The organism is Ralstonia sp. UBA689 (assembly GCF_002298975.1).
GTDB lineage: Bacteria > Pseudomonadota > Gammaproteobacteria > Burkholderiales > Burkholderiaceae > Ralstonia.
Genome location: NZ_DBMV01000009.1, coordinates 67,214 through 87,497, shown reverse-complemented (window position 1 = coordinate 87,497; position 20,284 = coordinate 67,214). Strand labels below are relative to the sequence as shown.

General features: G+C 64.6%; 18 protein-coding genes and 1 tRNA gene. 12 read left to right on the top strand and 7 right to left on the bottom strand.

The genetic code is table 11. From position 1 onward, the window contains the following. Nucleotides 1–63: 63 nt before the first annotated feature. The gene (locus B4F51_RS04375; protein WP_296223868.1) at nt 64–396 is read left to right on the top strand and encodes a cupin domain-containing protein; all 333 of its coding nucleotides are present in this window, start codon (nt 64–66) and stop codon (nt 394–396) included. Here B4F51_RS04375 and B4F51_RS04370 read toward each other — a convergent pair. Together B4F51_RS04370 and B4F51_RS04365 are read right to left on the bottom strand one after the other, a co-directional pair. Then, nucleotides 380–961: a hypothetical protein gene (locus B4F51_RS04370; protein ID WP_296223867.1), complete on the bottom strand. Its 582-nt coding sequence runs from the start codon at nt 959–961 to the stop codon at nt 380–382. The two genes, B4F51_RS04375 and B4F51_RS04370, sit on opposite strands and share 17 nt — an antisense overlap. A gap of 20 nt (nt 962–981) precedes the next feature. Then, the gene (locus B4F51_RS04365; protein WP_296223866.1) at nt 982–2,178 is read right to left on the bottom strand and encodes an FAD-dependent oxidoreductase; all 1,197 of its coding nucleotides are present in this window, start codon (nt 2,176–2,178) and stop codon (nt 982–984) included. A 126-nt stretch (nt 2,179–2,304) separates the two neighbouring features. Here B4F51_RS04365 and B4F51_RS04360 point away from each other — a divergent pair, with 126 nt between their 5' ends. The 3 genes from B4F51_RS04360 to B4F51_RS04350 all read left to right on the top strand — a co-directional run bounded on the left by B4F51_RS04360 (nt 2,305) and on the right by B4F51_RS04350 (nt 5,708). Beyond that, complete coding sequence (locus B4F51_RS04360; RefSeq protein WP_296223865.1) at nt 2,305–3,216, top strand: LysR family transcriptional regulator; 912 nt, start codon at nt 2,305–2,307, stop codon at nt 3,214–3,216. Nucleotides 3,217–3,349: 133 nt separating this feature from the next. Further along, a complete protein-coding gene (locus tag B4F51_RS04355; RefSeq protein WP_296223864.1) occupies nt 3,350–4,690 on the top strand; it encodes an MFS transporter in 1,341 nt (446 codons plus the stop codon). 34 nt (nt 4,691–4,724) lie between these two features. Continuing rightward, a complete protein-coding gene (locus B4F51_RS04350; protein WP_296223863.1) occupies nt 4,725–5,708 on the top strand; it encodes a M14 family metallopeptidase in 984 nt (327 codons plus the stop codon). On the opposite strand, the gene B4F51_RS04345 is transcribed toward B4F51_RS04350, so the two are convergent. Continuing rightward, nucleotides 5,705–6,892, bottom strand: coding sequence for an alpha-hydroxy acid oxidase (locus B4F51_RS04345; protein ID WP_296223930.1), 1,188 nt, complete (start codon nt 6,890–6,892; stop codon nt 5,705–5,707). The genes B4F51_RS04350 and B4F51_RS04345 overlap by 4 nt on opposite strands. A gap of 97 nt (nt 6,893–6,989) precedes the next feature. On the opposite strand from B4F51_RS04345, the gene B4F51_RS04340 reads away from it, so the two are divergent. Further along, nucleotides 6,990–7,889 (top strand): LysR family transcriptional regulator, encoded by a 900-nt coding sequence (locus B4F51_RS04340; RefSeq protein ID WP_296223862.1) that lies wholly within the window; start codon nt 6,990–6,992, stop codon nt 7,887–7,889. Between the two features lie 43 nt (nt 7,890–7,932). Here B4F51_RS04340 and B4F51_RS04335 read toward each other — a convergent pair whose 3' ends face one another. Continuing rightward, complete coding sequence (locus B4F51_RS04335; protein WP_296223861.1) at nt 7,933–9,252, bottom strand: MFS transporter; 1,320 nt, start codon at nt 9,250–9,252, stop codon at nt 7,933–7,935. Nucleotides 9,253–9,432: 180 nt separating this feature from the next. Further along, nucleotides 9,433–10,080, bottom strand: a complete 648-nt coding sequence (locus tag B4F51_RS04330) for a TetR/AcrR family transcriptional regulator (RefSeq protein ID WP_296223860.1) — start codon at nt 10,078–10,080, stop codon at nt 9,433–9,435. 112 nt (nt 10,081–10,192) lie between these two features. On the opposite strand from B4F51_RS04330, the gene B4F51_RS04325 reads away from it, so the two are divergent. The 3 genes from B4F51_RS04325 to B4F51_RS04315 all read left to right on the top strand — a co-directional run bounded on the left by B4F51_RS04325 (nt 10,193) and on the right by B4F51_RS04315 (nt 13,205). Then, nucleotides 10,193–11,734, top strand: coding sequence for a flavin-containing monooxygenase (locus tag B4F51_RS04325; protein WP_414706677.1), 1,542 nt, complete (start codon nt 10,193–10,195; stop codon nt 11,732–11,734). Nucleotides 11,735–11,750: 16 nt separating this feature from the next. Next, nucleotides 11,751–12,725, top strand: a complete 975-nt coding sequence (locus B4F51_RS04320) for an alpha/beta fold hydrolase (protein ID WP_296223859.1) — start codon at nt 11,751–11,753, stop codon at nt 12,723–12,725. Nucleotides 12,726–12,971: 246 nt separating this feature from the next. Beyond that, entirely contained in the window at nt 12,972–13,205 is a 234-nt protein-coding gene (locus B4F51_RS04315; protein ID WP_296223858.1) for a hypothetical protein, read from the top strand. 107 nt (nt 13,206–13,312) lie between these two features. Here B4F51_RS04315 and B4F51_RS04310 read toward each other — a convergent pair. After that, nucleotides 13,313–13,389, bottom strand: a tRNA-Met gene (locus B4F51_RS04310). Nucleotides 13,390–13,450: 61 nt separating this feature from the next. Then, on the bottom strand, nt 13,451–15,154 hold the full coding sequence (locus tag B4F51_RS04305) for an MFS transporter (protein WP_296223857.1): 1,704 nt from the start codon (nt 15,152–15,154) through the stop codon (nt 13,451–13,453). Nucleotides 15,155–15,684: 530 nt separating this feature from the next. Here B4F51_RS04305 and B4F51_RS04300 point away from each other — a divergent pair. The 4 genes from B4F51_RS04300 to B4F51_RS04285 all read left to right on the top strand — a co-directional run bounded on the left by B4F51_RS04300 (nt 15,685) and on the right by B4F51_RS04285 (nt 20,278). After that, a complete protein-coding gene (locus B4F51_RS04300) occupies nt 15,685–15,993 on the top strand; it encodes a DUF485 domain-containing protein (protein WP_296223856.1) in 309 nt (102 codons plus the stop codon). Next, nucleotides 15,990–17,720 carry a cation acetate symporter gene (locus B4F51_RS04295; protein ID WP_296223855.1) on the top strand — a complete coding sequence of 577 codons (1,731 nt, stop codon included), beginning with the start codon at nt 15,990–15,992 and terminating at the stop codon, nt 17,718–17,720. Before B4F51_RS04300 ends, B4F51_RS04295 begins: the two co-directional genes overlap by 4 nt. A gap of 64 nt (nt 17,721–17,784) precedes the next feature. Then, complete coding sequence (locus tag B4F51_RS04290) at nt 17,785–19,611, top strand: DUF294 nucleotidyltransferase-like domain-containing protein (RefSeq protein ID WP_296223854.1); 1,827 nt, start codon at nt 17,785–17,787, stop codon at nt 19,609–19,611. A gap of 16 nt (nt 19,612–19,627) precedes the next feature. Then, nucleotides 19,628–20,278, top strand: a complete 651-nt coding sequence (locus B4F51_RS04285; protein WP_296223853.1) for a 3'-5' exonuclease — start codon at nt 19,628–19,630, stop codon at nt 20,276–20,278. The last annotated feature ends 6 nt before the right edge of the window (nt 20,279–20,284 follow it).

Sequence of the window (20,284 nt, the reverse complement as noted above, 5' to 3'; positions counted from 1 at the left end):
GTGAAAGTGGGGCGACCGAGCGAGGAGCGCGGCGTCGCCCTCCATGTTTCTTGGCGCCCTGGTATGCTCGGCGATCTTCATTCTTCCGCCGAGGCCAGGGTGCCGCTTGTCGATCTCAATGCCGTTGCCGGCGCGCTTCCACAGGCTTGGTCTTCCCGCGTGCTGGAGCGTTTTGGTGGCAGCAACTTCAAGGTGTTGCGCATGGACGGCAGCGCGTATCCCGACGAGGCACACGATTATGCAGAGGGCCTGCTGGTGATCGAGGGCGAACTGCGCCTGCGCATCCACGGCGAGCCGGTCACGGTATCGCGCGGCGAACTCTACGTGGTGCCAGCCGGCGTGCCGCACAGCGTGGACGCCGGCAGTGCGGGCACGCTGGTCATTCTGGACGTGTAAGCGGAACCTCGCGCGCCTCGGCCAGTTGCTTGATCCGTCGCAGCATCACTCGGCGGATCAGCCCGCTCGGGATGCGGATCAACACCCAGTACGGCGTGAAGCGGCGGCGCGAGGCGTCGTCGGGGCAATGGACGCAGGTGCGCGTCGTTAGCCGTGTGCCGCTGCGGCCATCGGGTTCGGCCGCGAACGTCATCACCAGCTTGGCCACTTCGGGTGCGGCGAACGCGCGGAACGCACTTGCTTCCACGCGGACGAGCCCGCCCGCAGGTTCCCAGAACTGACCGACCAGCCCGAAGGCGAGTTCGTGATCGGCGTTGCGGCCGAGCGGGATGAAGTCGTGCAGCCCGAACCCGGCATCGACGCGTCGCGGGCCGACCTCCTTGCCCATCATCGCTGCAATGCGTGCCGGTACGGCTCGCAGGTGCAGGAACAGTTTCGCCAACGGAAGGTCGCCGACGTCGATCTGCGAGACCATATCCAGCACGCGACCCGGCGCTGCGTCGATGCCGATCTGGTGTTGCTCGCTGAACTGGTGCTCGGGCAGGAAGGTTTGCAGCAGGGACATGGTGATGGGCTTCGATGGTGTCATGCCCGAGGTTCTTCGCCGGCAGGTGCTGAGGTGAGGGCTGCGTCGCGCGCGGGCGGTTCCGCCAGGCTGCGCTTCATCAGCCAGGCCACGCCGGGGATACGCAGGCCGGTGCCAAACACCACGTCGCGTGCCCACCCGCCGTAGTGGGCCTGGAAGCACGGCGTGAGTGCGCGGCTGAGTGTCTGGTAGGCCTGCACGGTGCGCAGCCGGCGCGCGTGGTAAGCGAGGGCGCCGTCGATCGGGCCAAGTGCCTGCACGGCCGAGGCGAGCGCCAGCGCGTCTTGCGCGGCCAGCGTGGTGCCCAGGCCGAGCTGCGGGCTCATCGCGTGCGCGGCGTCGCCGATGACGCAGTACGGCGGCTTGGCAAGCGCACGCGGCCAGGTGTGGCGATAGACGGCGAAGGGCAGGTCGTCATGTGAGCGGATCTGCTCGACCACGGGGGCCGCCTGTGGCCACAGGCTCAGCACGTGGGCTTTCCATTGCGCGATATCGGCCTGGCGCCAGGCGTCGACCGTATCGCCGCGCAAGCTCCAGAACATTGACAGGCGCGTGCGCGAACGCGCCACATCGGTGGGCAGCAGGCCCATCATCTCGCGCGTGCCGCGAAAGCGCTGCTGCAGCACGCGCGGGTTCCAACCCTCGACCCACGCCTGGAACCACAGCGTGCCCCAGCGGTATGTGCTCGAGGGGCCGGCCAATCCGGCGGGCTCGCGCAGCGTGGAGGCCGCGCCGTCTGCGATGACGAACAGGTCGAAGATCGATTCGCCTTGCGTGTGCTCCACGCGCGCCCGCGTGCCGTTGCGGTGCAGTTGCCCGATGCTGCAGCCGAAGTGGAACGTTGCGCCGGCACGCTGTGCAGCTTCGTACAGCATCGACGAGAGCGCATGGCGCGTGACCGCGCGGCCCGGCGAGTCGGCATAGTCGATGTCGAGCAGTCTCCAGCCGCGATGGCTCAAGCCGACCAGCCGATCGATCGGCGCACCGAAGCCCTGCAACTCACGGCCCACGCCGAGCGCTTCCAGCGCGCGGATGCCCTGTGGCTGGATCAACAGGCCCGCGCCCATGGCGGTCAGTTGCGGATGCTTTTCGAAGACGTGGACGTCGTGCCCCTGGCGGGCGAACGCGATGGCGGCAGCGAGGCCGGCGTTACCGGCGCCGGCGATGCCGATGGACAGCGGGCGGGGAGCAGTCATGAGAAGAAAGCGCGGCGGATCGTTTGTCCGAGATGATAACGATAGGCCACGCACGTTAAGGCCGTTCGCGCGGGCTGCAGGGATAATGCGCAAACCTTACTGCCCAACCCTCCGCCCGGACGCGCCATGCAGATCAAATGGCTGGAAGACTTCAAGGAACTGGCTAAGACGCGCAGCTTCAGCCGCGCCGCCGAGAACCGCAACGTTACGCACCCCGCGTTCGGGCGGCGCATCAAGGCGCTGGAAGAATGGGTCGGCACCACGTTGGTGGAGCGCCGCGAGCATCCGGTCACGCTCACGCCGGCTGGGCGGTTGTTTCTGGATGCGGCGGCCAATGCCGTCGATGGCCTGAACGATGCGCGCTTGCTGCTGCGCGAGGCGCAACTGCCCGTGGCGCTCAAGATCGGCACCGGGCGCACGCTGGCGCGCACCTTTGTCCCCGGCTGGTATGAAGCGCTGGCCCGCCAGCGCGGCGTGTTTCCGCTTACCGTTACCACCGGTGGCACGCAGGAGGGCATGCTGGCGCTGGCCGACGGCACGGTCGACCTGCTGATCGCTTATGCCAGCCCGCAGGCCGATGCGCTGCTCGACCCGCGCAAATACGACCATTGCCTGCTCGGCAGCGAGACGCTGGTGCCTGTGAGCGCGCCGGACAAGCGCGGCCGCGCGCGCTTTACGCTGCCAGGCTCGGCCGTTGCACCGTTGCCGTGGCTGGCCTTTGCGCGCGGTCTGACGCTGCGGCAGATGCTCGACAGCCACCTGGCGGCGGCCGACCGCAAGGCGCATCTGCAGCCCGTGTTCCAGGCCGATTTCTACGAGGCGGTGGAGGAGATGGCGCTGCGCGGCTTCGGCATGGCGTGGTTGCCGTATCGCCTGGCCAAGCCGCACCTGAACGCCGGCGAGCTGCGTCCGGCCGGCGATGAGGCCTGGCACATCCACGTCGACATCCGCATGATGCGCGTGCGCAGCAACCAGAGCGTGCTGCTCGACGAGGTGTGGCAACTGGCCGTCGCCAACGCCCAGACCGCAGCAGCCTGAGGTCACCGCAAAAAGCCCAACCTTGTGCCGAAACGGCACAAGCCGACCGGGTGCGCCGCCTAGACTCCCTCGCAACCTTCGCCCGGCATGGAGATGCCATCGGCGGATCGGCACAGACCACGGGGAGACAATCATGCAAGCCCACACCCTCCATGCGAGCGAGGCGCCTGCGCGCGCCGCCGCCGACACGCACCGACACCCCGCACCTTGGCGCGCCGTGCTGGCCGCCAGCGTCGGCAACGCGCTCGAATACTACGACCTGCTGATCTACGGCTACTTCGCCATCACCATCGGCAAGCTGTTCTTCCCGACGGGCGACGCGTGGAGCTCGCTGATGCTCTCCGTCGGCACGTTTGGCGTGTCGTTCATCATGCGGCCGCTGGGCTCGATGGTGCTCGGCAGCTATGCTGACCGTGTTGGCCGCAAGGCGGCGCTCACGTGGTCGATCCTGCTGATGATGCTCGGCACGGCGATGATCGCGTTTGCACCCACGTACGCGTCGATCGGGCTGTGGTCGCCGGCCATCGTGATCGTGGCGCGGCTGCTGCAGGGCTTTTCGGCCGGCGGCGAGTTTGGTTCCGCCACGGCTTTCATGATCGAGCACGCCAACGGCAAGCGCATGGGTTACAACGCGAGCTGGCAAGCGGCCACGCAGGGCCTGGCCACGCTGTTGGCCGCAGGCCTGAGCGCGTGGCTCACGTATGCGTTGACCACCGCGCAGGTGGAAGCCTGGGGCTGGCGCGTGGCCTTCATGTTCGGCCTGCTGATTGGCCCGATTGGCGTCTACATTCGCCGCCATACGCCGGAGACCCCGGAGTTCATTGCCATGCAGGCCGAGGCGCAGGACGCGCCGCAAACGCATTCCCCGCTGCGCGACACGCTCACGCAGGGCTTGCCCGGCCTGCTGCTCGGCGCGGGCGTGGTGGTGGCCGTCACCGCGTTCAACTACGTGCAGAAGGTCTATATGCCGACCTACGCCATCAACCAGCTTCACATCGCCACCAGCGCATCGCTGGTCTGCACGATGATTACGGGTGCGATGCTGATGGTGATGGCGCCCGCCTTCGGCCTGCTGGCTGACCGCTTTGGCAGCATCCGCGTGGTGTCGATCGCGATGGTAGTGATTGCCATGTCGACCTATCCGATGTTCGCCACGCTGGTCGCGCAGCCGACGTTCTGGACGCTGCTGGTCATGCAGGCCATCGTGGGTGTGCTGCTGGCGGCCATCCTCGCGCCGCTGCCTGCGCTGCTGGCTGACATCTTCCCGACCCGCACGCGCGGCACGGGCCTGGCCCTGAGCTATAACTTGTCGGTGACGATCTTCGGCGGGTTCTCGCCGCTCATCGTTACCTGGCTGATCGGTGTCACGCACATCAAGACCTCGCCCGCTTTCTATGTGCTGGCGACCACGCTCATCAGCCTGGCCTCGCTGTGGATGCTGCGCGGGCGTGATTGGGCGCACCGGGCACATTGAACCCAAACCGTTTTTGTATCGCCAAGGATTTCGCATGATGACCCTGGAGGCGCTGCGCGCCACGCTGTCGGTCTACCCGATCGAGCTGCAGAAACCCGATATCCGCCGCTGGAAGACCGGCACGCACGGTGTGGATTACGTGCACACGTTCGACAGCGGTGTGCCCGGCCCGCACGTCATGATCAACGCGCTCACGCACGGCAACGAGCTGTGCGGTGCCATTGCGGTGGATACACTGCTGGCGGCCGGCATACGCCCGGTGCGCGGGCGCCTGACGCTGTCGTTTGCTAACGTCGAGGCCTATGAGCGCTTCGATATCCATGACCCGGACGCCACCCGCTTCATCGATGAAGACCTGAACCGCGTGTGGTCTGCCGACAAGCTCGACGGCCCAGGCGACACGCTGGAGCTGCGCCGCGCGCGCGAACTGCGCCCCGTGATCGACACGGTCGACACCCTGCTCGACATCCACTCGATGCACGAGAAGGCCGCGCCACTGATGCTGACCGGCCCGCTGGAGAAGGGCGTTGCGTTCGGCCGGCAGATCGGTGCACCCGCTCACCTGATGATCGATGCTGGCCATGCCGCCGGCCGCCGCCTGCGCGACTACGGCGGTTTTGGCGACGCCGCCAGCCCCAGGAATGCGCTGCTCATCGAATGTGGCCAGCACTTCGAGCATGTGAGCCGCGACGTGGCGCTCGACGCCTGCGCGCGTTTTCTGGTCGAGCAGGGCACGGTCGACGCGCAGGCGGTTTCGGCGTGGCTGGGCATTGCGCCTGCGCTGGATGTGCAGTGCATCCGCGTGACCGATCCGGTGGTCGCCAAGTCCACCGCGTTCCGGTTTGCCGAGGATTACCGCGGCATGGAGATCATCGCCCGTGCCGGCACTGTGATCGCCACCGATGGCGACGTGCAGATCGTCACGCCATACGACAACTGCGTGCTGCTGCAGCCATCGTTGCGGCACCTTGCGCCGGGCGTGACGGTCGTGCGGCTGGGGCGGCCGGAAGCGGTCTAACGCTTGCGGATCAGCATGCTGGGCGTGAGCTGCTTGCAGTGGTTCACGCCCAGCATGGCCATGTTGCGATCCACTTCTTCCTGCAGCAGGCCGATGGCGTGCGCAACGCCAGCCTCGCCTGCCACGGCGGCCGCGTAGTTGAACGGCCGCCCGACAAACACCATGTGCGCCCCCAGCGCCAGTGCCTTCAGCACGTCCGAACCTCGGCGAAAGCCGCTGTCGATCATGACTGGGGTGTCATGTCCCACCGCCTGCACCACGTCGCCCAGAATCCGCATCGGCGAGACGGCCCCATCGAGCTGCCGACCGCCGTGATTGGAGAGGATGACTCCGTCTGCGCCCAGATCGCGCGCAATGATGGCGTCGTCCACGCTGAGGATGCCCTTGATAACCAGGCGCCCCTTCCATTGCTGGCGGATCTGCTTGAGGTGCGCCCAGCTCAGGTGATCGCGTGCGGAAAAGTCGCGCAGCACGTTGGCCGACAGGATCGGCGCGCCGCGCGTGGCAAAGGAGTTTTCGAAATGCGGCATGCCGTGCTTGAGCAACGTGCGGGCAAAGGTGCCCAGCAGCCAGCGTGGCCGCGTCAGCCCATCCCACGCCAGGCGCGGGCTTGGCCGCAGCGGCGTGGAGAAGCCGGTGCGCACGTTGTTCTCGCGGTTGGCTGAGACGGGAATGTCCACCGTGACCACCAGTGTCTTGTAGCCCGCGTGCGCGACACGCTCGAGCAGCGCACGGATGCGCGCCTCGTCCCCCGGAAGATAGGCCTGGAACCACGTCTGCGGCGCGGCTGCGGCAACGTCTTCCAGCGGAATCAGTGATGAACCGCTCATGATGGACGCAATACCCGCTGCCTGCGCCGCACGCGCGAGGACGATGTCGCCGCGATAGACCGACAAGGCGTTGATGCCCATCGGCGCAATGCCGAAAGGGGAGGCAAAGCGCTGGCCAAACAGTTCAACCGTTTGCTGCCGTTTGGACACGTCCTGCAGCACGCGCGTCACAAAGCCATACGCATCGAACACCTTGCGGTTGTCGTCGCGGGTGCGGTTGTCTTCCGCCGCGCCGCTCACATAGCCGAAGATGGGACGCGGCAACACGCGCCGCGCTTTCTCTTCGAAGTCGTGCAGGCTCAGGATGTTCCGCAGCGCGCGCGGCGGCTGGGCGGATTTGGCGAGGAAGGTCATCTGCAGGTCTATCCAGATCAAGGCTGCCCATTCTAAGCACGCAAGATATATCTAAAAAGCGATATTATGAAAAGGATATTTTTCGATAAAAGCGAACATGTCGACGCCAACAATCAAGCAGCTTGACGCCTTCTACTGGGCGGCGACCTGTGCCAATTTCGCCACTGCGGCGCAGCGCCTGCATCTGTCGGTCTCGTCGTTGTCCAAGCGCATCAATGAGCTTGAGCAGGCGCTGGGGCGGCCGCTGTTCGACCGCAGTGGGCATCGGGCCGTGCTGACCCTGGACGGCGAGCGCCTGCTGCCGGCGGCGGTGCGCGTGCTGGAATCGGTGGCGGCATTGCAAGACACGTTTGCGGAACATCAGGGCCTGACCGGGCGGCTGCGCTTTGGCGTGGGTGAACTCTCTGCGCTGACCTGGCTGCCGCGTTTCGTCGCGGCTGTCCAGAAGCTGCATCCGCAATTGCAACTGGAGCCTTACGTTGACGTGGGCGCGGTGCTGGAAGGGCAGGTGGAGACGGGGGAATTGGATTTTGCGGTGGTCGCGGGCCGCTCGTCGCGCAGCAGCATCCTCTCGCAGCCGGTGGCCGATGCGCAGTTTGCGTGGATGGCGGCGCAAGCACTGGTGGGCAACAAGCGCACGCTCACACCGGAATTGCTTGCCAAGCATGCTCTGGTCACATTGCCTGCCGGCGCGGGCACCACGCGCATTCTGGACGAATGGTTGCTGGCGCGCGGCATCAACAATGCGCGCCGCATAGCTTGCAACAACTGGAGCGCGGTCGCCGGCATGTTGTGCGAAGGCGTGGGCATTGGCTTTCTGCCGGCGGGATGGACTGCCGCACAAGCCAGCGGGGAAGAGGGTAGCGCGCTGGTACGGCTGGCCAGCCAGCCGCCATTGTCACCGCTGCACTATGCCTTCCAGTGGCGGCGCGCCGATATGCGCGGGCTGGTTCCTGCCATGCTGGCTCTGGTGCGGCAGTACGCGGATTTTCGCTAGTCACCACATCAAGAAAAAGGCCGCCCGCGGGCGACCTTTTCATTCAATCCTGATCGATGCGCGACACCTGCTTGGGGTCGGGCATCCACAGGTAACACAGCAGCGATACCAGAATGCACGCCGACACATACCAGAAGAACCAAGTCTCGTGCCCGATGCTCTTGGTCCACAGCGCGATGTACTCGGCCGTGCCACCGAACAGCGACACCGTAATCGCATAAGGCAGGCCAACGCCCAGGGCACGGATGCCGACCGGAAACAGCTCCGCCTTGGCCACCGCGCTCACCGACGAATACAGGCTGACGATCAGCAGCGCGCCCAGGATCAGCAGCAGGGCGCCGCCCATGGTGCGCGCGGCAGTCAGCTCATAGAAGATCGGCACCGTGCAGATTGTGCCCAGCACGCCGAACCCGATCAGCAGCGGCCGGCGGCCAACGCGGTCCGACAGCGCACCGAACACCGGCTGCATCAGCACGAAGGCGACCAAGCTGATGACCGACACCATCGATGCATCTGCCTTGCTCATCCCGGCGCTGTTGACCAGGAACTTCTGCATGTAGGTCGTGTAGGCGTAGAAGGCGACCGTGCCGCCGAGCGTCAGGCCCGCCACGATCAGGCATTCGCGCTTGTGCTGGAACAGTTCTGCGATCGACGCGCGACGTTTCTTGTCGCGCCGGTGCTGCTCGAACGATTCGGTCTCTTCCATGTTGCGGCGCAGGTAGATCGCCGCGCCCGCCGCCAGCGAGCCGATCAGGAAGGGAATGCGCCAGCCCCACGCCTCCAGTTGCGCCGTGGTCAGGAAGAATTGCTGCAGCACCACCAGCACGCCCATCGCCAGCAGTTGCCCCAGCGACAGCGTGGCGAACAGGAAGCTCGAATAGAAACCACGGCTGCGCGCGTCCGCCATTTCGCTCAGGTACGTGGCCGAGCTGGCGTATTCACCGCCGAGGCTCAGCCCCTGCAGCAGACGCGCCAGCACAAGCAGCACAGGCGCCGCCACGCCGATGGTGGCGTAGCCCGGCGTCAGGCCAATAACGAGCGACCCCAGGCACATGGCCAGCACCGAGACGAGCAGTGCGGCCTTGCGGCCCTTGCGATCGGCATACAGGCCCACCAGCCAGCCACCAATGGGCCGCATGACGAACCCGACCGCAAAGATGGCTGCGGTATTGAGTAACTGCACCGTCTGGCTACCGCTCGGGAAGAAAACCTTGGCGAAGTACAGGGAGAAGGCGGAGTACACGTACCAGTCGTAGTACTCGATGAGGTTGCCGACCGATCCACTGAAGATGGAGCGCAGGCGGGCAAACGTGCCGGGCTGCTGGAAGCCGGCATCGGCCGCCAGGGTGCGGGCTTGGGTCACGTGGTGATCTCCTGTCGTTTTCGATTGTTGTCGTGGCCTGTGCAGGTGTGGGCGGCAGGCGCCGGTACGCAATCAGGCGTTGCAAGGGTAGTGGCGGCCGACGACAGGAGAAAGCGAATTAATCAGGATGAGTTTGTTCGCTTTATAGAAAATTGAAGACAGCGCAGGTTGTGGGAGAGGTCAACGCGCGACAAGGGACTGCAACGTACCGAGCAGCACCTGCCGGCAGTTGCGCACCATTTGTTCTTCTGGATCGCGATAGCCGGTCAGCAGCCAGGCCGCGCCGACGTTGGTCATGGCGCCCACGAGCGCCAGGCCAATGATGCGTTGGTCGGTGCGAGCCTCGGCATCGTCGGTGCCGGGCCCCTGCGCGACCGCCATGATCTGTTTGCCGAATTCCAGCAGGTTGCGCTGGTAGGTAGCATCGGTTTCGGGGCTCACGCCCATCACCTCAAGCAGTAGGACCCGCGCCGTGCACGGATCGCGCAGAAAGGTGAAGAACGCATGCAACCCGGCGTCAATGCGCGCTTCCAAACCGCCGTCCACTTTGGCAACGGCGTGTGAGACCTGCGCGCGCAGGTGATCTGCGTGTTGCTGGTAGGTCGCGCGCAGCAGCGCTTCGGTGCTGTCGAATGCGGCGTAGAAGTAGCGATCGTTGAGCTTCGCCTCCTGGCAGATCGCACGCACGGTGGCCTTGCGGAACCCCACCGTGCCGAAGACGCGGGTGGCCGCGCCGATCAACGCGTCACGACGCTCGGCTGCGCGTGCTTCCGGCGCCACGCCGCCATACGGGCGGCCCTTCTTGGCCGTTTCAAATGTTTTCTCCATTTCGCTATTTGACGTCAGGACGCCCGAAAATTAAAGTGGTGATGACATACACCACATTTAAGATGAAATCCGCCGGGTCGCAAGGCCCCAGAAAGGAGACCGCATGGAGACGATGATCGACAGGAGCGCCAGCATGCAGCCGCCCCGCAGCCAGCCAACCGCGTCGGATGCGGATTTCGATGTGTTGATTGTCGGCGCCGGCCTCTCCGGGGTGGGCGCGGCCTATCACCTGCGCGAGCGTTGTCCATCCGCGCGCTTCGCCATCCTGGAGAGCCGTGCGACGCTGGGCGGCACATGGGACCTGTTCCGCTACCCGGGCATCCGGTCGGATTCCGACATGTTCACGCTCGGCTACAGCTTCCGTCCGTGGCACAGCAACAAGGCCATCTCCGACGGCCAGACCATCCTCGATTACATCCACGACACGGCGCGCGTGTTCGGCATCGACAAGTCGATCCGCTTCCACCACAAGGTGACGGGCGCCAGTTGGGATTCCGCCGCGGCGCGCTGGGCGGTGCGTGTGCTGCGCACAGATGGCACGCGCAAGGAAGAGGCGCACTTCACGTGCAAATTCCTCTACATGTGCAGCGGCTACTATGACTACGAAGAAGGTCACGCGCCCACATGGCCCGACATGGAGCAGTTCCAGGGCCGCATCGTTCATCCGCAGCATTGGCCCGCCGATTTGTCCTACGCTGGCAAGCGCGTGGTCGTGATCGGCAGCGGCGCGACGGCCGTCACGCTCGTGCCTGCCATGGCGGACGCCGCGCAGCACGTGACGATGCTGCAGCGCTCGCCTACGTATATCGTCTCGCGACCGGAGCAGGATGCCGTGGCCAACACGCTGCGCCGTTGGCTGCCGTCCGGTCTCGCACACCGGCTCGTGCGCACGAAGAACGTGCTGCTGACGATGTATTTCTACGGTCTCGCCCGCCGCAAGCCACGCGCGTTCAAGGACTTCATCATCCGCATGGCGGGCAAGCAGCTCGGCCCGGAATTCGACGTGCGCAAGCACCTGACGCCGCGTTACAACCCGTGGGACCAGCGCCTGTGTCTCGTCCCTGATGGCGACTTGTTCAAGACGATCCGCGCAGGCAAGGCCTCCATCGCCACCGACGAGATCGCGCGCTTCACGTCCACCGGCCTGCAACTCAAGAGCGGCCAGCACCTGGACGCCGACGTAATCGTCACTGCCACCGGGCTCAAGCTGAAGGTGCTGGGTGGTGCGGCCATTACCGTGGACGGGCGTCCCGTCGACCTGGCGCAGACGGTGTCTTACAAGGGCATGATGTACAGCGGCGTGCCGAACCTGGCGTCGTCGTTCGGCTACACCAATGCGTCGTGGACGCTCAAGGCCGAACTCATTGCGCAGTACGTGTGCCGACTGCTCAACCATATGCACGCCAACGGCTTCGACACCTGCGTGCCGCAATTGGACGACGAGGCCATGGGCCGCGAACCCGCCGTCGACCTGACCTCGGGCTACATTCAGCGCGCCGCCGCCATCCTGCCAAAGCAAGGCACGAAGCAGCCGTGGAAGTCGTACCAGAACTATGCGCGCGACCTGATGATGCTGAAATTCGGTACGCTCGACGACAGCGCGATGCAGTTCGAGCGCCGCGCGCAGCCGGTCGGTGCGCAGCAACCCGCTTAACGAATCCCGACACATCATGACCAGCATTCTTCTTGGCGCCATCGTTCTTGTGATTGCAGCGCCCGTCGTGTTGACGTTCTTCATCGCACGTCGCGTTACCAAGGCGTTTGCGCCGGAGGGCAAGTTTGTCGACGTCGATGGGGATCGCGTGCACTACGTCGAGCGGGGCGATGGTCCGGCCATCGTGTTCGTGCATGGGCTGTGCGGCAACCTGCGCAACTTCGCCTACCTGGATTTCGAGCGGCTGGCGCAGTCGCACCGCGTGATCCTGATCGACCGGCCGGGGGCAGGGCTTTCACTGCGCGGTGCGCAGTCGCCGGCCAACATCTATGCGCAGGCGCGCATGGTCGCGCAATGCATCGAGGCGCTTGGGCTGGACAAGCCTGTGCTGGTGGGCCATTCGTTGGGCGGCGCGATCGCGCTGGCGGTGGGGCTCAACCACCCGCAGGCGATCCGCCGGCTGGCGCTCATTGCGCCGCTCACGCATGCCGAGAGCGCGCCGCCCGGTGCGTTCAATGGATTGGTGCTGCCGTCGCCGCTGGTGCGCCGGCTGGTGTCGTGGACGCTGGCAATCCCGATGTCGATCGTCACCGCGCGCAAGGCCACCGACGCCGTCTTTGCGCCCGAGTCCATGCCGAAGGATTTTCCGTTCAAGGGCGGCGGGCTGCTCGGGCTGCGCCCGCACGTGTTCTATGCAGCGTCGTCCGACCTGGTTTCAGCCCCGCAGGATCTGCCTGACATGGAGCGCCGGTATGCGTCGATGACGGTGCCGGTCGACGTGCTGTATGGCCGCGGCGACAAAATCCTCAATGTGAAGCGCCAGGGCGAGGCGCTCAAGCAGAAGCTCGATCGAGTCAATCTGCGCGTGGTGGAGGGCGGACACATGCTGCCCGTGACCCAGCCCGCGTTGACGACGGAATGGGTGATGGCGCTTGCCTTATCGGCGCCCGCACAACCCGAGGCGTTTGCCGAACAGGCGGTCGAGCGCTGACAGGTCGGCCAGGAAAGCCGCAGACACCGCTGGCAACATCGCGCGGCCCCATCGCAGTTCCCCGGATTCCCCACCGCCCAACTTCTCGTCAGAGTCGCCGATATTACGTGCCGCAGGGAATGCAGGCCGGAGTCGGATTGAGGGGGATGTGGGGCATGCGTGTTACAGAAGGCGAGATGGTGTTTCGCCGCGCGGGGCTATTGGATATTCCATCGATCTATCGGCTGGTCCAGCAAGGTAGCGTGGATGGCGCTTACGCCGATCGATCTCTCAGCGGAACGCAGCGGAACGGGGCACGTTCTGCTGCTCAGGCAATTGCTCGGGCTGCGCCTGTCGCTGTGGCTGAGCGATGCGTGGATCGGCAGCGGGCTATCGCCGCTGGCCGTGCTGGAGCATGGCGATGAATTCATCCGCCGGCGGCAGAGTGTGGTTCCACCCGGCTTCCATGGGCTGGACGTCTATGAGAAGACCGTTGAGTAGCGCTTGATAGAAGGTCGTGGGCCCCACAGCAGCGGGCTCGCGATCTTTTCCGGCGCCAGAAAAGCACAAAGGGCTACGAACTTGCGCTCGTAACCCTTTGTTTTGTTTGGTGGCGAATCAGGGACTCGAACCCCGGACCTGCGGATTATGATTCCGTCGCTCTAACCGACTGAGCTAATTCGCCGAAGAAACGGGATTATACCGACTTCGGAGGGGTCGTCAACCCCCTCCGTCAATCGCGTTGGTCAGTCATTCTGATAGATATCCACGTCCTTGGTTTCGCGCACGAACAGCGCACCGATCACGAAGGTAATGGCTGCGATCCAGATCGGGTACCACAGGCCGTGGTAGATATTGCCGTTCTGGGCCACCAGGGCGAACGAGATGGTCGGCAGCAGCCCGCCAAACCAGCCATTGCCGATGTGATACGGCAGCGACATCGACGAGTAGCGGATGCGCGTCGGGAATAGTTCCACCAGCATCGCCGCAATCGGGCCGTAGACCATGGTCACGTAGATCACCAGGATCACCAGGATCACCAGCACCATGACCGTGTTCATCTGCGCCGGATCGGCCTTGGTCGGGTAGTTGGCGGCCTTGAGCGAGTCGGCGACCTGCTTCTTGAAGTCGGCGATCTTGGTCTTGCTGTCGGCGTCGAAGTTCTGGCCGTCGGCCGTGCGGCCGGCATTGAGTGAGGCGATTTCCTTGCCGGCGATGGTCACCGTGGCAATGGTGCCGGCCGGGGCTTCGGCCGTCTCATAGCTGGCGGATGACTGTGCCAGCGTGCGCTTGGCGATGTCGCACGATGAGCGGAAGTCCACTTCCCGCGCGATCGGGCTGCCCTGGAACGAGCATTCCTTCGGGTCGGCCTTGATGACGATCTGCGCCGTTTGCTGCGCGCGCTCCAGCGCTGGGTTGGCATAGTGCGTGAGCGCCTTGAACAGCGGGAAGTACGTCAGCACCGCCAGCAGGCAGCCGGCCATGATGATCCACTTGCGGCCGATGCGGTCCGACAGCGAGCCGAAGAACACGAAGAACGGCGTGCCGATGGCCAGCGCCACCGCAATCAATACGTTGGCCGTGAACGCGTCCACCTTCAGCACCTGCGTGAGGAAGAACAGCGCGTAGAACTGGCCCGTGTACCACACCACGGCCTGGCCGGCGGTCAGGCCGAGCAGCGCGAGGATCACGATCTTCAGGTTGCGCCATTGGCCGAAGGCTTCGGTCAGCGGGGCCTTGGAGGTCTTGCCCTCGGCCTTCATCTTCTGGAACGCCGGCGATTCGCTCATCGACAGGCGGATGTACACCGACGTGGCCAGCAGCAGGATCGACATCAGGAACGGGATGCGCCAGCCCCAGTCGTCGAAGGACTTGCCGGTCAGTTCGCGCACCACCAGGATGACGATCAGCGAGAGGAACAGGCCCAGCGTGGCGGTGGTCTGGATCCATGACGTATAGGCGCCACGACGCCCATGCGGGGCGTGCTCGGCCACGTATGTGGCAGCGCCGCCGTATTCACCGCCCAGCGCCAGGCCCTGCAGCAACCGCAATGCAATCAGGATGACCGGGGCAGCCACGCCAATCGTGGTGTATGAGGGCAGCAGGCCGACGATGAAGGTCGACGTGCCCATGATCACGATGGTGATCAGGAAGGTGTATTTGCGCCCGATCATGTCGCCCAGGCGGCCGAACACCAGCGCGCCGAACGGACGCACCAGAAAGCCCGCAGCAAACGCCAGCAGTGCAAAGATGAAGGCCGCCGTCGGGTCCAGGCCAGAGAAGAACTGCTTGGCGATGATGGCCGCAAGCGAGCCGTAGAGATAGAAGTCGTACCACTCGAACACCGTCCCCAGCGACGAGGCGAAGATGACCTTCTTCTCCTCCTTTGTCATGGGCGCGGGCTGTATGCGCCCGGCGGGCGCATTCGGTGCACTCTGCACGGTTGCCATGTTGTCTCCTGTTTTCGTAGGTCGTCCCGCTGGGCATGGACATGACAACGCAAAGCAATCGCCCGCGGAATTGTGAACGATTGTGGGAAGCGAAGCTTACGGCGTTCTGACAGGCGCGTGCTTTTTGGTTCACCCGTTCGACTCGCGAGGACTCCAACAAAATCAAGCACTTGACGCACATCCTGCGGACGGTGCGTGGTATTTGGTCGGCCACGATGGCGAGTGCAGCGCATCATCAAAAAACAGATCTGCACGCGCAATACCCGAGTGCGATGCGGGGCTCGACGAATGTGCGATCGCACAAGAGATGCACCGTTTGCAGCGTTGCTGGGGTGATCGAGTCGCAAGCTCGAGTGAAACGGCGGCCTGCTCGTACACGAACTTCGTCGGTCACGCCTTCGCATGCCCCATTGCGCTAGGGAAAACCACTATCTCCGCCAAGTCACTGCAGAGGGGCCGAGTAAGAGTTCAGTCAGTTTCGCTACCGAGAATCGGCGCACCCATTCCAAGAGAGAACGAGGAGACAGGCGATGCAGGATTCATTGGTAGGAAAAATCGAGGTGCATCCAAAGTATGCAGAGCTCAAGCGGCGGCGCAATGCGCTTGGCCTCTTCCTGACGGTGCTGATGCTGGTTGTGTACTACGGCTACATCGCGCTGATTGCATTCGATAAATCGTTTCTCGCCAAGCCCGTGGGCACGGGCGTGATGAGCGTTGGCGTGCCGGTCGGCATTGCGGTGATTGTCTTCACGATCGTCATCACCGGCATCTACGTGCGCCGCGCGAACAACGAATACGATCAACTGACGCAGGACATCCTGAAGGACGTCGCCAAATGAAGAAAACGCTTTCGATGATGCTGGTGGCGCTACTGGCCGCCGGCGCTTGCGGTGCAGCCCTGGCCGCTGGTGGCGATGTCGGGCAGACCGCCAAGCAGGAAACCAACACCACGGCCATCGTGCTGTTCGCGCTGTTCGTGGCCGGCACGCTGTGGATCACCAAGTGGGCGGCTTCGCGCACGCGCTCGGCGGCTGATTTCTATACGGCGGGCGGCGGCATCACCGGCTTCCAGAACGGGCTGGCGATCTCCGGCGACTACATGTCGGCGGCGTCCTTCCTCGGCATTTCGGCGGCCGTCATGACCACCGGCTATGACGGGCTGATCTACTCCATCGGATTCCTGGTCGGCTGGCCGGTCATTACATTCCTGATGGCCGAGCGGCTGCGCAACCTTGGCAAGTTCACCTTTGCCGATGTGGCCGGCTACCGGTTCGAGCAAGGTCCGATCCGCAGCTTTGCCGCCGTCGGCACGCTGGTGGTGGTGGCCTTCTACCTGATCGCGCAGATGGTGGGCGCCGGCCAGCTCATCAAGCTGTTGTTCGGCCTGGACTACTGGGTGGCGGTGGTCATCGTCGGCGCGCTGATGATGGTCTACGTGCTGTTTGGCGGCATGACGGCAACGACCTGGGTGCAGATCATCAAGGCGTGCATGCTGCTCGCCGGCGTAACGTTCATGGCGATCATGGTGCTGGCCCAGTACGGCTTCAGCCTGGAGGCACTGTTTGCCAAAGCGGTCCAAGTCAAGACGGCCATCGCAACAAACGCCGGTAAGTCGCCCGACGAGGCTGCCAAGATCGGGCTGTCGGTAATGTCGCCGGGCGGCTTCATTAAAGACCCGATCTCGGCCATCTCCTTTGGTATGGCGCTGATGTTCGGCACCGCCGGGCTGCCGCACATCCTGATGCGCTTCTTCACAGTGCCGGATGCCAAGGAAGCACGCAAATCCGTGTTCTGGGCCACCACCTGGATCGGCTACTTTTACATCCTGATCTTCATCATCGGTTTTGGTGCGATCACCCTGGTGTTGACCAATCCCGAGCTGGCCGACGTGGCCAAGGGCGTGATCAAGGGCGGTGCAGGCACAGCCAACATGGCTGCGGTGCTGGTGGCCAAGACGGTTGGCGGCGATGTGTTCTACGGTTTCATCTCGGCCGTGGCCTTTGCCACGATTCTTGCGGTGGTGGCGGGGCTGACGCTGTCCGGTGCCTCGGCGGTGTCGCACGACCTGTACGCCACCGTCTTCAAGAACGGCAAGGCCAACAGCGCTGATGAGCTGAAGGTGTCGCGCATCACCACGATGGTGCTCGGTGTTATCGCCGTGCTGCTGGGCATCGCGTTCGAGAAGCAGAACATCGCGTTCATGGTGTCGCTGGCGTTTGCGGTGGCGGCTTCGGCCAACTTCCCGGTGCTGTTCCTCTCGATGCTGTGGAAGGGCTGCACCACGCGTGGCGCGGTCATCGGCGGGTTCCTGGGGCTGATTTCGTCGGTGGGGCTGACCATCGTTTCGCCGTCGGTGTGGGAAGCGACGCTGGGTTATCCGAAGGGCTCGGCGTGGTTCCCGTACACCTCGCCCGCGCTGTTCTCGATGACGATCGGCTTTGTGGGCGTGTGGCTGTTCTCGGTGCTTGATACAAGCGTCCGCGCCAAGAACGAGAAGGCCTCCTTTGCCGCACAGCAGGTGCGCTCGGAGACGGGCCTCGGGGCAGCCGGCGCATCCGGCCACTGAGCGGCTGCGGGTTGTGCTGATCGAGGGCGGGTGACGCGTCGCGCCGCTTGCCCTCCAGGCCCCCATGCCCAGCGCCTTCAACTTCTCCGTCTGGCCCTTCGACTGCCTGAGCCAGGACGAACAGCGCCTGGTGCGGGATGCCGTCGATATCGGCTACTACCCGGAAGGGGAAACCATCCTCGATGTCGGTGCGGCGCCGTCGCACCTCTTCGTGATCATCAAAGGCGGTGTCGCCCAGTACGACGGCGAGGAACTGATCGCCACCTACGGCCCCGACGATTGCTTTGATGGGCGAGCCCTGGTGGCGGGCAAGGCCAGCAGCCGTTTCGTCGCCACCGAGGAGGTTGTGGCCTACCAGGTTGCGCGCCAGGCGGTGCGCGATCTTATTGCCGCCAACGCAACCTTTGGCGCATTGCTGTTCTCAGACCTGGGCAGCAAGCTCGGTGTGATCGCGCAGTTGCAGAGCCTGGAGACGATGCAGTCGCTGGCCGTCTCGCGCGTGAGCGATGCTTTCATCCGGCCCGCGCATTTTGTCGATGCCGACACGGATGTCGTCTCCGTGGTCAGGCTGTTCCAGGCCCACGGCACGTCGAACGTGCTGGTGCGCGATCGCACCAGCGTTCCGCCGCGCTTGGGTATCTTCACACGCAGTTCCCTGCAGCGTGCTGTCCTGCATGGCACACCGCTCGATCGCCTGCCGGTCGGGCAGATGAGCCAGTTCTCGCTTATCAGCGTGCCCGCATCTGCGCAGATTGGCGACGCGCTGACGCTGATGCTGCGCCATCGAGTGCACCGCCTGGTCGTGACGCGTGAAGACGAGATTCTCGGCTTGCTCGAATCGCTGGATGTGTTCAGTTTCCTGGCCAATCACTCGTATTTGCTGACGGTGCAGATCAACCTGGCCCAGGATCTGGATGCGCTCGCACAGGTGGCGTCGCAGATCACGCGCATGGTGTCGCTGCTTCTGCGCGGCGGCTCGCGCGTGGACCACATTGCCAACCTGGTGCGCGAAATCAACGCGCGCCTGTTCGAACGCGCCTGGCAGATGATCGCGCCGCCGGAACTGGTGGCCAACAGCTGCCTGTTCGTCATGGGCAGCGAGGGCCGTGGCGAACAACTGCTCAAGACCGATCAGGACAACGGCCTAGTGCTGCGCGACGGCTTTGTGCCACCACCGGATCTGCCGCGCATCGTTGCGCATTTCTCCGATGCGCTCGCGGCGTTCGGCTACCCGCCTTGCCCGGGCGGCATCATGCTCAGCCGGCCTGAATGGTGCCTGAGCGCGAGCGACTTCGCGCGACGCATCCGGGAATGGCTGATCCTGCCAAGCCCGGAAGGCTTGATGCATCTGGCGATCTTCTTCGATGCGCATGCCGTGTGCGGCGACGCCTCCCTGCTCAAGCAATTGCGCCGGACCCTGCTCGATCTCACACTCGATAACGACGCCGTGTTGGGCCGCTTTGCCGCGGCCATCGAAGCCTTCGGCCATGCCTCCGGATGGCGTGATCGCTTGTTCGGCCTGGGGGAGGCCGACCCGGTGCTCGACGTGAAGAAGGAAGGTATTTTCCCGATCGTCCACGGCGTGCGAAGTCTCGCGCTCGCGCACCATGTGCTGGACGAGACCGGCACCGTGCCACGCCTGGATGCGCTGGTGCGTGCCCAGGCGCTCGACGCGCAAATGGCCGCCGAGCTGCGCGAGAGCCTGCACTTCCTGATGGCGCTGCGGCTCAAAGCCGGGCTGGCGGAGATCGACGCGCATCAGCCGCTGTCGTGCGATGTGCACGTGTCGCGCCTGTCGTCGCTGGAGCGGGACCTGCTCAAGGACGCGCTGGGCGCAGTCAAACGGTTCAAGGCGCTGCTGCGGCAGCGCTGGCGGACCGAGTGGATGTGAGCGCAGGTCGGCTGCCATGACCGCGCTGCTCTCCGATTGGCTTCGGGCACTGCAAAGGCGGCGCCAGTTGCGCAGGTTGCGCGATCCGACGTTCCGTTTCCTGTTCGATCCGCCGCCGCCCGATGAATGGGTTGCGCTTGATTGCGAGACCACCGGCCTGAACGTGCGCACAGACGAGATCATCTCCATTGGTGCCGTTCGCATTGTCGGCAACCGTATCCTGACCAGTGAACGCCTGGAGTTGCTGATCAAGCCGCAGGGTACCGTGGGTGCGGAGAGCATTTGCGTGCACCGGCTGCGCAAGCGCGACCTGGCCGACGGCGTGCCGATCGAGCAGGCAATCCTGACGTTGCTGCGTTTCATCGGTAGCCGGCCGCTGGTGGGCTACTACCTTGAGTTCGACGTGGCGATGCTGAACCGGGTGCTGGCGCCAATGCTGGGCATCGGCCTGCCGCAGCAGCAGATCGAAGTCTCAGCCCTTTACTACGACTACCAGTTTCGCCAACTGCCGCCTTATCGGCAGCAGGGTGACCCCGATCTGGACCTGCGCTTCGCCACCCTGATGACCGAGCTGGATCTGCCAACCTGGGATGCCCACGATGCGCTCAACGATGCGGTGATGGCGGCGCTGGCCTTCGTGAAACTGCGTCACCTCGGCGCGGCCTGACGCGGC